Here is a 12,483-nt window from a genome sequence, read left to right as displayed (position 1 = left end):
GGAACGAACAAGATGTTACTTTTGAAGCGGTCTGGGTAATCGGCTTCTTATTTCGGCTTTAGTCGCTTTAAAAGTTCGCTTCCCTTCTCTTTAAGTTCCTCTTTTTTCTCTTCAAGCAAGCTTTCTTTTTTCTGCTGAGCGCCGGGGAGGGATAGATTGATTTTCGGGTCGGCGCCGGTGCCGGTCAGGGCGAAGGAGACCGGGATTTTGCCCTGCGGGTCTTTCATCATTTCCAAAAGGGCCGGCGGCAGACCGAAGCGCTCGGCCGCTTCGGGGGTGATCCGGGAATCCACAACAAAGTCCAAAACCCCGTCCAACCCCAGCGTACCGGTCGATTTGAAATCCCCCAAGGGCAGGCCGAAATTGAGCGGATTGAATATGAGTCGGCCGTCCTGCATCCGGAAAAGAGCCTTTAGATTTTTAAGCGGGAGTTCCTTTTTCCAGTCCTGCCCCAATTTTTCACCGAGTTTGGCCAAAGGGCCGAAGCGGACCAGCTTGCCGGAATCGATGTTCCAGTTGCCGTTGGCGGACATCGAGCGCATGATTTCGGAGGCGACCAGGCCGGCGCCAGAGAAATTGCCGGAAAGATTCATTTTACCGAACACCGTACCCTTGAGCGGGGTGACGGCGGAGAACAGCTCGTTGGCCTCGATGTCGCTGGCTTGAATTTTGACGTCGAACTCCGGCCGGGATAGATCAACCATATTGCGGGTCAAATCCCCTTCCACCTTACCGTTTAGCATATCCATTTTGAATCCATTCATACGGATGACGCCGTCGTCGATTTTAACTGGCGATCGGAAATTGGAAAAAGGGAGCTTATTGATGACTCCTTTGCCAATGGAGATACTGCCCGAGCCGTTCCAGTCCGGAAGGGGAACGGTGTCCACCTTAACTTTGCCGTTGGGCAACCGCTCCGGCGGCGGCATAAGCTGGTCTAAGTCCAGAAACTGCGAACGGAATTCGAAGGTTGCGGAGGCAGGCACTTTTCGCTTAGTGGCCGCCCAGGCGACGGCGTTGGCCACTTTGCCGTCAATGGAAATGTCCGAGCGGCCGGCCTTGAGGGCCAGCTTGAGCTGGCTGATATCCTTGCCGGAAAAACCGATGTCGGCGTTCAAATCACTGATTGGGTATTTTGATTTGGAAGAGGAATATTCCACGTTCTTTACGATCAGCCGGCCGTTCAAACTAAACGACTCTTTGTTCTTGGCCGAGCCGGAGAGTGAGATATCGGGGGAAAGTTCGCCGGAGAGTTTGGTCTCGGCCATATTCAAAAGCCCGGGCAGAACGGCCAGGTTCAATTTCCCCTTCAAATCCAAAACAACATTCTGTTTTTCCCAGTCCTGGACGGACAGGTCGACGCGAAACGGCTCTCCGCCCCAGAAACCGTTGGAGGTGGTCAAATTCAGCCGTTTTTCCCCCAAATCGACTTTCGTTTCCAGCTTTTCAATTCTGATTTTTTCCTTAACCTCGGGTGCGGAAAGCTCGAAGCCGTTCACCACCACACCCAACTGCCCCTGCACGGGGGAAGCGAAACGAATCTGACCACTTACTCTCCCTTTTCCAGCAAGTTTCCACTCTTTGGCGGCGGCTGGCAGAAAGGCGGCGAAGCTTTCCTTCAGCTCGGCGGCCGAAAATTCCTCCGATTTGATGTCGAAGCGGCCTTTTTTCTTCCCGCGCAGGCCGGAGAGCTCGCCGGAGGCCAGAAGGGCTATCTGGCCGAAGCGGAAGGAGGCGCTGCGAAACTCCATTTTATCCTGTTCTAGCGAATACCCGAAATTGTACGCAATCTCCGGCACCAGCTTGTCCGTTTCAAATTTTTGTTTGGGGGAGCGGTAGCGAACCAGCCCGGAAGTCAGCTTGCCGGAAAAGTCGAGCTTCTTCTCTTCTTCCCGATAGGCCGATTTGCTTTCCCAGTTCAATCGGGAAAGGAACAAAATGGTGCCGGTGGAGTCGTTGCGGTAGCGAAGCTGACCGTTGGAGAGCGCCAGATTTTCAACCAGGAGAAAAACAGCACCGCCCCCCTTCGTTTTTTGCGTATCGGTGGAAGGGACGAACCAGTCGGCGACGTTGCTTTTGCCGCTGGGGCGAACCTCGTAGCTGACCACCGGAGCGCCCAGTTCCAGCGAGGTTATCTCAATCTGTTTTTTCAAAAGGGGCAGAATTTTGACCGCCACGGCGATTTTTTGGGCGGAAAACAACAACGAATCATTGAACCCGGGCTTATTTCTTACTTTGACGTCGGTCAAATTGAGCTTGATTTTTCCCCAGGCGGAAAAGGAGGCGTCCCCCACGGAAACCGGCCGCTGGAGGGCCTGTTGTGCCTTGGGCAAAACCAAAGCCAAAATTCGTTCCTTGGTGAAGTAAAAATATAAAACCGCGGCTCCGGCAATCCAGAACAAAAGGAGCCCGCCGAAAATCCAGAGGACTCCCTTGAGCAGCTTTTTCATCAAAATTCCAGCGACTTTCCGGGTTCCAGAATCACCACTTTGGAACCCTTAATCTTGGAGGCGAAGGATTTGGGGTCCTGTTTGATTATATCCCAAGTGCTGTAGTGCATCGGCACGACGGTTTTGGGTTTCAAAAATTCCACGGCCTTGACGGCGTCCTCCGGCCCCATCGTGAAATTGTCGCCGATGGGGAGAAGGGCCACTTCCAAGGGATTCATCTGGCCGATGAGCTGCATATCCATGAAAAGGGCCGTGTCGCCGGCGTGGTAGAGATTTTTCCCTTCCACCGTGACCACAAACCCGCAGGGATTGCCCAAGTAGAGCATTTCTCCGTCTATTTGATCCCCCGAGCCGTGGTGGGCAATGGTCAGCTTCACCCGGCCGAAGGGAAAGGCGTGGCTGCCACCGATATGCATCGGATGAACGTTGCACCTTTTGGATCCGCAGTACCCCTCTGCCAATTCGAAGGGGCCGATAACCGTGGCTTTGGTCCGTTTGGCGATCGCCACGGTGTCGCCTAAATGGTCGCCGTGGCCGTGGGAGACCAGAATATGAGTGGCTTGAAGCTCTTCCGCCTTGACCGGGGTTACGGGGTTTCCGGTGATAAACGGGTCAATAAGAATTTTGTACTGACCCGTTTCCAAAAGAAAAGCGGCGTGTCCGAACCAGGTAAGCTTGGCCATTTTCCCTCCTTAAAAAACCTCAATCGTCTATAACCTGCTCAATGATGCCGCCCCCAAGAACCAAATCGCCGTCATAAAAAACCGCCGACTGGCCGGGGGTAATCGCCCGTTCGGGGGCATCGAATATCACTTCCGCCTTCCCTTCACCAAGCGGGGTTATACTCGCCGGCTTTTCTTTGGCGAGGTAGCGGATTCGAACCGAAACGTTTATTTTCTTTTTCGGCGCAGCAATCGATACCCAATTCACTTCCTGAACAATAAAAGCCCGCTTCCAAAGCTCGGAGTCGTAGGCAAGATAGACAGCCCTGCGGGACGGGTCAATTTTTTTGACATAAACCGGCTGGCCGAAGGAAATGCCCAACCCGTGGCGCTGGCCGATAGTATAGTGGTAAACGCCATCATGCGCACCGACCTCCCGGCCGTCCGGCCCGATTATAGGGCCGGCTCCGGATGCGCCAGCAAATTCGGAAACAAAGCGCCCATAGTTGCCGTCCGGGACGAAACAGATTTCCCGGCTTTCCGGCTTGTTGGCGGCGGACAGTCCCATCTCCCGTCCTTTTTGGCGTACCTCGGCTTTGGTCATCTCGCCAAGTGGAAAGAGGGTTTTAGAAAGTTCTTCCTGCGTCTGTCCCCAGAGAAAATAGCTCTGGTCGCGGGACAAATCGGCGGCCTTCATCAAGATGAACCGTTCCCGTTCCTCCGAGAATTCAATTCGGGCATAGTGCCCCGTGGCGATTTTCATTGCGCCGTACAGGCGCGCCTTTTCCCACAGGGCGCGGAACTTGATGAAACGGTTGCACTGCACGCAGGGATTGGGGGTGCGGCCGGAAATATACTCCGAGGTGAAATCGGAAATCACCGCCTCGAAGAACGGCTTCTGAAAATCCAGAACGTAATGCGGGAAGCCGAAGCGTACCGCCGCCTGGCGGGCATCCGCCATCGATTCCAAAGAACAGCAACGGCCATCCAGATGGACATCGCCGCCGACTTTGGAATAATCCCAGAGCTTCATCGTAACACCAACGACCGGATGTCCTTCGGAAGCCAGCATACAGGCGGCCACGGTGGAATCGACGCCGCCGGACATGGCGGCTAAAATCAAATCCTTCAATTTACCTCTACAATCTCCTTGGACAAGGCCTTCAAGCGTTCTACAATGGGCGGGAGAACGGAGAGGAAGTAAACGACCTCCTCTTCCGTATTGTCCCGGCCAAAACTGACGCGGATAGAACCCAATGCCTCCCGCTTGGAAAGGCCCAACGCCATCAAGACGTGGGAGGGTTCGGTGGCGCCGGAGGTGCAGGCGGAGCCGGAGGCGACGGCAATTCCTTCCATATCCAGCCCGACGATGACGGCTTCGCCGTCGATGCCGGGGAAGGAAATGTTGAGCGTATTTGGCAACCGCCGCTCAAGTGAGCCGTTTATCCGAAAATCCTCCACCTTCTCTTTTAAACCTCTATACAGCTTCTCGCTGAAAGCCGCAAACTTTTTTTCGTCCGCCTCCATCCGCACCGAAGCCGCTTCACAGGCCTTGGCAAAGCCGATAATTGAAACAAAATTTTCCGTCCCGGCGCGCCGGTTCTGCTCGTGGCCGCCGCCTACCAAAATTGGGTTAATTTTGACGCCGCGGCGTACCCACAAGGCGCCGACACCCTTTGGACCGTAAAGTTTGTGAGCGGAAATGGAAAGCAAATCGACCCCCAATTCACCGACGTTGATGGGCCGCTTGCCGGCCATCTGCACGGCGTCGGTGTGGAATAGAATACCCTTCTCGCGAGCGATTCTGGCTAACTCTGCAATCGGTTGGATGGTACCGGTTTCGTTGTTGGCGGCCATTATCGAGACCAAAACCGTGTCCGGGCGGATTGCCTTGACCAGTTCCCCTGGCAAAACGATTCCTTCCCTTGTTGGCGGCAAATAGCTGACTTCGAACCCCTGCTTGACCAGATGATGGGCCGATTCCAGAACGGCGTGGTGCTCGATTTGGGAGATGATGATGTGCTTGCCGCGATGGGCGAAGGCCTGTGCGATGCCGAACAAGGCGAGATTGTCCGCTTCCGTGCCGCCGGAGGTGAAGATGATTTCCGAGGACTTGGCGCCAATGAAGGCGGCCACCCTCTCCCTTGCCCCTTCCAAAGCCACCTTGGCCTCCCGGCCGAAGGTGTGGATGGAGGATGGGTTGCCGAAATTGGCAACCGCCTCGGTCATTGCCTGCCAGACCTCTGGGGCGATGGGCGTTGTGGCATTGTGGTCAAAGTACACCCTGCGCTTCATAACTGATAAAATATAACCAATTTCTATTCTTGTTGCCAATGCTTTAACCTCACCCTAACCCTCTCCATAAATGGAGAGGGAATTGAAAAGCAAGATGGTTGACAGAAATTGCCGGAAAAAGTAAATTCTTTCTGGTTTTGTGAAAACTCTGGCCCCATCGTCTAGTGGCCCAGGACGGGTGGTTCTCAGCCATCAAACCGGGGTTCGACTCCCCGTGGGGCTATTTTTTATTTCGTAAAATCATGAACAAGCACTCCATCGTGCAACGAGTTCAATCCTCCCTCTCCCGCTTTTCTCACCCCAAATACTTTATGAACTCGCAGCGATTTGAGAAGGAGAAATTGGACACCCCCTTCGTTTTGCGGACACCGATTGTAAGGGGAATTTCGGCAAACCACTTTCGGGAAATCAGAAACCTTCGAAAAGAGAAGATTTTCAAACTATGTAAAGCGCTTTTGGAGGAAAGGGACGGAAATTTGGGGGATATTGCGTTTGACTGGGTGTATCGATGTAGAAGGCGATACAAAAAGAAGGATTTCAGAACGTTTGAACGATGGCTGAAAAAATATGTCAAGAGCTGGGGGTCGTGTGACCATTTGTGTGTGCATCCTTTGGGGCATTTGATTCTGCAATATCCCGAACTGGCCGTAAAGACCAAAAAATGGGCGTACTCCAAAAACCATTGGAAACGGCGGGCGGCGGCGGTGGCGCTGATACCTGCGTTGCGAAGAAAATTACTGCTGGAAGAAGCGTTTCAAACGGCGGATGTTCTGTTGCAGGATGAGGAAGATTTGGTGCAGAAAGGATATGGGTGGATGTTGAAGGAGGCCAGCAACCGGTTTCCGAAAGAGGTTTTCCGGTATGTGATGAAAAACCGTCAGAAGATGCCGAGAACCGCTTTGCGATATGCGATTGAAAAATTGCCAACGTCGTTGAAAAAAGAGGCAATGCGGAAGGATTGGCAAAAGGAGGATTAAATGCCCCGCAACCAGCATTCGCTGATTGCAGACGAGCCCCTTTGGACGGTTCGGAAAGCGCCACCGGGGTGCTGCAAGGATGCCAATAAGTACGATTCCGGTTTCATTTCACTTTGTATTATAAAGTACTTGACATTACAAATTTTGCCGATATAATATACAGGTGATTGGGATGACGGACGAACCAGCACGAAGAGACCCGAAAGAGGCGCTGGAAGACCTCCGCTTTATCCGCTCCACGATGGAGCAGGCCTCTTCTTTCACGGGCGTCCCGGGCAAGGGGCTGGTGGTGATGGGCCTGACTGCCATTGGAGCGTCAATTCTGGCTTCCAAACAACCGACCAGTCCAAAATGGCTTTTGGTCTGGCTGGCGGAGGCGGCCTTGGCTTTAGCTATCGCCATTTTTGCCATCCGGCAGAAAGCTCGAAAGTCCAACCAACCCGCCTTTTCCGGTCCCGGGTCAAGATTCATTTTGAGTTTGGCACCGCCGCTTTTCGCGGGAGCACTGCTTACGCTGATTCTGTACCAAGACATTTTCCCCCATCTACCGGGTCTATGGCTTTTGCTTTATGGCACCGGGGTGGTCACCGGCGGCGCTTTCTCCATCCGGGTGGTGCCGATGATGGGCTTCTGTTTCATGCTGGCGGGAGCCGCGGCACTTTTTTCTCCCGCCGGCTGGGGAAATACCTATATGCTAATCGGTTTCGGAGGATTGCATATAGTTTTTGGATCCATCATTGCCCGGAGATATGGTGGTTAGGGAGAGTGTTTTAACCATGGAACAATCAAAAAATAACCGGGGCAAAGACCGGGTTTTGCGGGTGGTAAAGAGTTTTGCAGCCAAGCCGGCCGAAACCCCCAGTCGCTTGATTCATGAGCGGATACGGCTGGGCATCGTCAGCGCGCTGGCGGTCAATCCCGCTTTGAGCTTCAACAATTTGAAAAAGCTGTTAAAAACCACGGACGGCAATTTGAGCGTGCATGCCCGCAAATTGGAAGAAGCCGGATTGGTGAAATGCAGCAAATCCTTTGTCGGGCGAATGCCGAAAACGGAGTACAAAATCACCGAAGCCGGGCGGCGGGCGCTGGGACGGTATCTGGATGAGATGGAAAATCTGATTGACATTATGCACGAGCAGTAAAAAAATTTTGCCCGAGTACTTTGCAAGGCAAAGTGCTTTTTTGAAATCGAACTTTTCACTGAAAGGAGCCGTTGATGACGACAACCGCCATACCGAAACCGCCGGAAAGCCTGCCCGCCCTGCCTGAAATGGGAGATAAAACCCGTTTAGGACTTTCCGTTCTTGGTGCGGCTTTTATTTTGGGGGTTTGGGGCGACCTTTCGCTACGGCAAACCCCTTGGGGGCTTAACATTTCACTTTGGATCACTTTCCTTTTTTCCTTTCTTGTCCTGCTCGCCCGCCGGTGGAACAACAATCCGTCCAAAGACACACGATGGTTGACACTGTTAGCCATTCCTTTTGCCGCCGGATTTGCCTGGCGGGATTCCGACTTCCTAACGTTCCTGAACGTTGTTGCGGTTTTAACAGCGTTGACGCTTTTGACTATGCGGTCGCAAGCCATTCCGCTCCGAGTCGCCGGGTTTGTAAAATATCTTTGGGGAGCCGTCTTTACGGCCTTGAACGCCATCGCCGGCGTTTTCCCCCTTTTATTTATCAAAATCAAATGGGACGAAATTCAGAGTGAGGGATGGAGCAAAAAAGCCCTGCCCATCGGACGCGGCATTTTGATCGCCCTTCCAATTGTTTTGCTGTTCGGCGCCCTTTTGATGGCCGCCGATGCGGTTTTTGAAGGGATGGTGAAAAAGATTATAAACATCGAAATAGCGGAGGAGATTTTAAAACATCTTTTCTTCACCGGCTTGGGCACCTGGATTGCGGGAGGGATTTTCCACGGAATTTTCTTCTCCAAGGAAATACGCCTGCCGGAAAATCCGCTTTCCCGATCGTTGGTTATTGGAAACACCGAAACGACCATCGCTTTGGGGCTTTTGAATCTGCTTTTTTTGGGTTTTGTTCTCGTTCAGTTCCGTTATCTTTTTGGGGGCGCCAATCTGGTCGAAGTCACGTCGGGGCTGACCTATGCCGAATACGCCCGCCGGGGGTTTTTTGAACTGGTGGCGGTCGCCGGTTTGGTTTTGCCCCTGCTTTTGGGCTGGCACTGGCTTTTGCCAAAAGAGAATCCAAAATCCAAAAAACTCTTTCAGGTATTGGCGGGGGCTATGATTGTCCTTCTTTTCGTAATAATGGTTTCCGCCGTCAAACGGATGCGGCTTTACCAGAGCGAATACGGGCTCACCGAGCAGCGGCTTTACGCCACCGCGTTTATGGGCTGGCTGGCGGCGGTCTTCGTCTGGTTCGCCCTGACCGTTTTGCGCAACCGGCGGGAACGTTTTATGTTCGGAGCGGTCGTAACCGGTTTCGTGGCCATATTTGCGCTCCAAGTAATCAATCCGGAAAACCTAATTGTCCGCACCAACGTTTCGCTGGCACAGACCGGCAAGGACTTTGACGTCGATTATGCCGCCACCTTGAGCGACGACGCACTCCCCGCCATCGTTGGAGCGCTGCCCTTCTTAAAGGAAGCCGAACAAAAGAAAGTGTTTGACCGTGTGATTGCACCCAGGCTGGCGTCTTCTCAAAAGTCGGACTGGCGTACCTGGAGTTGGAGCCGTTATCAAGCCGAGAAAGTGCTTGCGGAATACCGAACGCCTTTTGAGAATATTATGAAATCGTGGAATTACGAAAATTCGCCGATTCTGGGATTTTCTACAGCTTTTTGAGTATAACGGAATCTAAACCTTGGCCGCTTCTTCTTTCTTCACCCACCCCTTGACACCGTTGGGCAAAAGCACTTCAAGGTAATCTTCACGTTTTTCCAGAATCTGGAAGGTCAGCCCTTCGTGGCCGAGCAGCTGGGTGACGAAATCCTCGCCGGGGCCGGATTTGACCGGAGCTTCCTTGGCGATAAGGACACCCTTCGGAACTTTTGACCAACTCCAACTCAAGTAGAAACCAAGAGCAAAAACCCCCAAAAGAATTCCAACCAGCCAAGTACCCCAGCGCAAGAGGAACGCCCGGGATTTAAACCAGATACGAAGGGTGATTATGCCGGTAAAAAGGAAGTAGTATACCGTGCCCCACAAGGCCCAAGTACCTAAAGGAAACAGTTCGGTGAAAAAAGCCAAAGGCGGGGAGGAAAGGGTTCCCTTGTCAATAGTGAATTGGGAGACAAAGCGCAAATTTCCCTCGATATCGTCATCCCCCGGAGAAAGCTTTTGTGCCCGCAACAAGTAGAGAACTGATTGGCCGATTGCTTTGGTTTTGAAGTGGGCAGAGGCCAGATTATAATACAAAGCCGGCGTGCGCACCCCCTGCTCTGTCAGTTGTTCGTACAGTTGAATGGCGCCAAGGTAATTTTGAGCGTCGTACAGCCGGTTGGCCTCGGCAAAAAGCTTTTTGGGGTCGTTTTCTTGCCCCCAAACGACTGGAACCGCAAACAAGAAAACGGCCAACAGGGTCAAAAGTTTCTTCATCGGCTTCCCTCCAGGATACGGATAACACGCTCGGTTTTGGCAAGGGCCTCCTCCCGCTCGGCCAGCGAGGGCTGCCAGCCGGAAAAGCGGGCACGGTCGGCCAAGTCAAGCAGTTCCAAAAGGGAAACTTTGTGTTCATCAGCGACCTGGTTGGAATTGAGAAGAACTACAATTTCTCCCCTCGTCATCCCCCAACTGGCGACGTTGAATCGGTCGCCAAGATATTCCAAAAGCATCTTGTGTAAGCGGCCGAAGTACTCCGCCGGCGGAAGTTGTGAAGCGGCACGGATTTCCTTCAGCCCTTTTTTGACCATCTTCGAAGCCCGCTTGGAACGGAAATAGGAGACATCCGATTCCTCCCGGTCGCGGACACGGCGCATCAACATGGTCGCCCCGAGAAGCAAAACCGGCAGGGTCTGCAAAGCCCAAAAACCGGGAGAACCGACAAAACTGCCATGTTCATCCCCCAGCTCTTTCTTCAGATAGCGCAGGTCGGTCTGTTTTACGTCCAGCTCCTTTTGGGTGATGCCGGAGTATCCCCCCGCCAGCTCGCGGGTGCCGGTGACGGTTAAATGGAGCGGCTGGCCTTTCAGACTGACGTAGCGCCGCTTGGCCGGGTCAAAATAGGAGAAGGTGATCGGCGGCAGGGAGAAGCTTCCCGGCTCGCGCGGGACGAAGGAAAGCTCGAAGGTTCTGCCGCCGCCGATTCTCGTCCCCTCGCGGGTCAGCCGCTCGGAGGAGCCGGCCAGAAACACGCGAAAGTTCTGCGGCGTGGAAACCTTCGGCTCGGCGATCGATTTGATGTTCCCCGTTCCCCAGATGGTGATTTTCGCCGTCACCGGCTCATTTACCTGCGTGGCGGTTTTGTTCCATTCGGCTTTCATCTGGAAATGTCCGACGGCCCCGGTGAAATCCTCCGGCTGGTTTCCTTCGGGCAACGGCAGGGCTTCGACAGTAATCGGGTTGGAGCGCAAAACCTTCTCCCGCATACCGCGGTTGAAAAACTGGTTCAAATCCACATTAAACGGATCACGGTCAAAAAGGGCGTCCAAATCCTCCACCTTGCATTTTACCGTCGCCTCGCCGATGGTTTGTTTGCCGGAGGCGGTCGGGAAAAGGGCCATCTTCACCTCGGAAACGAGATAGCGGCGGCCGCCGACCGTTTCGTAGCGGGAGGTTTGCGGCGGCAGGTCCTCCTTCCAGAAACCGGTGACGGTCGGGGGATAATATTCCGGGTTGTCGAAGAGCCGCACGGCCTGGTAGAATTTCACCGTATAGGTGACCTGTTCGGAAACGTACACTTTGGACTTATCCACCGAGGCAGTGACGAAGATATCTTTCAGTCCTTCCCGCACCTGGGCTTCCGTCGGGGCAGGAGCTTGTTGTTTGGGAATGCTGCCGGAGGGTAAAACGGTGACAGTTTGGGGCATCGTCTGCAAAAGTTTTCCGTCGATTTCCAGTTCCGCCGGGCCGATTTTGAAGGTGCCGACTTTTTTCGGAACCAGAACGAAGTTGAACTGGGTGGTGGCGGTGACCGCACCGTTGACAAAAGTGATGCTCTGCGAACGGCCGGAGGCGTACAGGGCAAAGTCCCCCACGTTCCGGATTTTGGGCTCCGGGATTTTCTGCACGTTGCCGGTAACGACTAGTGTCAGAGTCAACTGGTCCCCGATTTCAAGCCGGTCCTTGTCCACCGAGGCCGAAAAGTTCAATCCCTGTGCAACAGCCCAAGCGGTTAACGCCATAAACACGCCCGCCGCAAGCAAGCCGGCTTTTCTCGTCACCAGTCCCTCCCCCCCACAATCGGTATGGCTTCCGCTTTCTTTTGCTTTTTGGCCTTCATCTCCTCGTTTTTCAAGGCCGCCAGTATCCGTTCCGCCTCCTCCTTGGTCATCTGCTGCTTGGGGCGGGCCATTTTTTGCTGCTCCTTCTGGTCGGGGGATTTCTGTTGCTCCTGGTTCTGCGGCTGGCTTTGGTTCTGCTTTTGCTGCATTGAGTCGGAATCGGAGGAGCTTCCCTTATCCTTTTTTTCGTTTTTCTGGTCTTGCTTTTGATTCTTTTTTTGATCTTGCTGGTCTTTCTTCTGCTCTTCAAGCATTTTTAAGGCCAGTTCCAGATTATACTTGGCGTCCCGGTCGCTCGGGTTGATTTCCAGGGCTCTCTTGTACGCTCCGATTGCCTCTTCAAACTTTCCCGCGCCGAAAAGGCCGTTGCCAATGTTGTAGTGCGCCTGGGCCTGCTCGGAACCGGACAGTTTGGAGGCGGCCTCCCCCAATTTGGGAAGGGCTTCTTCATAATCTTTGCCGGTCACCAAAGCCGTCCCCAAATTGTAGGCGGCCACCGGCGAACCGGGGCGGTCGATTTCCGCCGAGCGGTAATGTTTGGCCGCTTCTTCATATTTTCCTTCCCGATAGAATTCGTTACCTTTCGAGATTTCCTTCTTGAAGGAATCGGCAAATACGGGTGAACCGACCGCCAAAAAGCAAAGAGCCGCCAAAACCCGCCCGCGAGATACTTCGTTGACACTCAGCATGACATCCTTT

General features: G+C 53.5%; 11 protein-coding genes and 1 tRNA gene. 5 read left to right on the top strand and 7 right to left on the bottom strand.

Going from position 1 to position 12,483, the window contains the following annotated elements; genetic code table 11:
- Positions 1-47: 47 nt before the first annotated feature.
- The 4 genes from VNL73_00980 to VNL73_00965 are packed head-to-tail and all read right to left on the bottom strand — an operon-like array spanning position 48 to position 5,407.
- A complete protein-coding gene (locus VNL73_00980; GenBank protein HXF47983.1) occupies positions 48-2,450 on the bottom strand; it encodes an AsmA family protein in 2,403 nt (800 codons plus the stop codon).
- Entirely contained in the window at positions 2,450-3,133 is a 684-nt protein-coding gene (locus VNL73_00975; GenBank protein ID HXF47982.1) for a metal-dependent hydrolase, read from the bottom strand. The genes VNL73_00980 and VNL73_00975 overlap by 1 nt, the downstream gene beginning before the upstream one ends.
- A 19-nt stretch (positions 3,134-3,152) precedes the next feature.
- Positions 3,153-4,244, bottom strand: coding sequence for a tRNA 2-thiouridine(34) synthase MnmA (mnmA, locus tag VNL73_00970; GenBank protein HXF47981.1), 1,092 nt, complete (start codon positions 4,242-4,244; stop codon positions 3,153-3,155).
- A complete protein-coding gene (locus tag VNL73_00965; protein HXF47980.1) occupies positions 4,241-5,407 on the bottom strand; it encodes a cysteine desulfurase family protein in 1,167 nt (388 codons plus the stop codon). The genes mnmA and VNL73_00965 overlap by 4 nt, the downstream gene beginning before the upstream one ends.
- 150 nt (positions 5,408-5,557) lie before the next feature.
- Between VNL73_00965 and VNL73_00960 the strand changes: the two genes are divergently transcribed.
- From VNL73_00960 to VNL73_00940, 5 genes are all read left to right on the top strand, one after another.
- A tRNA-Glu gene (locus VNL73_00960) sits at positions 5,558-5,630 on the top strand.
- A gap of 19 nt (positions 5,631-5,649) precedes the next feature.
- Positions 5,650-6,384: a DNA alkylation repair protein gene (locus VNL73_00955; GenBank protein ID HXF47979.1), complete on the top strand. Its 735-nt coding sequence runs from the start codon at positions 5,650-5,652 to the stop codon at positions 6,382-6,384.
- A 172-nt stretch (positions 6,385-6,556) separates the two neighbouring features.
- Complete coding sequence (locus VNL73_00950) at positions 6,557-7,144, top strand: hypothetical protein (GenBank protein HXF47978.1); 588 nt, start codon at positions 6,557-6,559, stop codon at positions 7,142-7,144.
- 16 nt (positions 7,145-7,160) lie between these two features.
- On the top strand, positions 7,161-7,526 hold the full coding sequence (locus tag VNL73_00945) for a transcriptional regulator (protein HXF47977.1): 366 nt from the start codon (positions 7,161-7,163) through the stop codon (positions 7,524-7,526).
- Between the two features lie 74 nt (positions 7,527-7,600).
- Entirely contained in the window at positions 7,601-9,187 is a 1,587-nt protein-coding gene (locus tag VNL73_00940) for a DUF4173 domain-containing protein (protein HXF47976.1), read from the top strand.
- A gap of 12 nt (positions 9,188-9,199) precedes the next feature.
- Here the strand turns inward: VNL73_00940 and VNL73_00935 are convergent, their stop codons facing one another.
- From VNL73_00935 to VNL73_00925, 3 genes are read right to left on the bottom strand one after another with little or no spacing between them, the layout of a single operon-like run.
- The gene (locus VNL73_00935; protein ID HXF47975.1) at positions 9,200-9,940 is read right to left on the bottom strand and encodes a tetratricopeptide repeat protein; all 741 of its coding nucleotides are present in this window, start codon (positions 9,938-9,940) and stop codon (positions 9,200-9,202) included.
- Positions 9,937-11,724 carry a BatD family protein gene (locus tag VNL73_00930; protein HXF47974.1) on the bottom strand — a complete coding sequence of 596 codons (1,788 nt, stop codon included), beginning with the start codon at positions 11,722-11,724 and terminating at the stop codon, positions 9,937-9,939. The genes VNL73_00935 and VNL73_00930 overlap by 4 nt, the downstream gene beginning before the upstream one ends.
- Entirely contained in the window at positions 11,721-12,473 is a 753-nt protein-coding gene (locus VNL73_00925; protein HXF47973.1) for a tetratricopeptide repeat protein, read from the bottom strand. The genes VNL73_00930 and VNL73_00925 overlap by 4 nt, the downstream gene beginning before the upstream one ends.
- Positions 12,474-12,483: the final 10 nt, after the last annotated feature.

This window comes from Verrucomicrobiia bacterium (assembly GCA_035574275.1).
Lineage (GTDB): Bacteria > Zixibacteria > MSB-5A5 > DSPP01 > DSPP01 > DSPP01.
The sequence above is the reverse complement of the archived record's forward strand: the minus strand, read 5'-3'. Positions and strand labels throughout refer to the sequence as shown.

Bases quoted from the DNA above. Each gene is read 5' to 3' on its own strand.
- VNL73_00945 (HXF47977.1), top strand. From the start codon at position 7,161: ATGGAACAATCAAAAAATAACCGGGGCAAAGACCGGGTTTTGCGGGTG.
- VNL73_00965 (HXF47980.1), bottom strand. From the start codon at position 5,407: ATGAAGCGCAGGGTGTACTTTGACCACAATGCCACAACGCCCATCGCC.
- VNL73_00975 (HXF47982.1), bottom strand. From the start codon at position 3,133: ATGGCCAAGCTTACCTGGTTCGGACACGCCGCTTTTCTTTTGGAAACG.
- VNL73_00950 (HXF47978.1), top strand. From the start codon at position 6,557: ATGACGGACGAACCAGCACGAAGAGACCCGAAAGAGGCGCTGGAAGAC.
- VNL73_00955 (HXF47979.1), top strand. From the start codon at position 5,650: ATGAACAAGCACTCCATCGTGCAACGAGTTCAATCCTCCCTCTCCCGC.
- VNL73_00980 (HXF47983.1), bottom strand. From the start codon at position 2,450: ATGAAAAAGCTGCTCAAGGGAGTCCTCTGGATTTTCGGCGGGCTCCTT.
- VNL73_00925 (HXF47973.1), bottom strand. From the start codon at position 12,473: ATGCTGAGTGTCAACGAAGTATCTCGCGGGCGGGTTTTGGCGGCTCTT.
- VNL73_00935 (HXF47975.1), bottom strand. From the start codon at position 9,940: ATGAAGAAACTTTTGACCCTGTTGGCCGTTTTCTTGTTTGCGGTTCCA.
- VNL73_00940 (HXF47976.1), top strand. From the start codon at position 7,601: ATGACGACAACCGCCATACCGAAACCGCCGGAAAGCCTGCCCGCCCTG.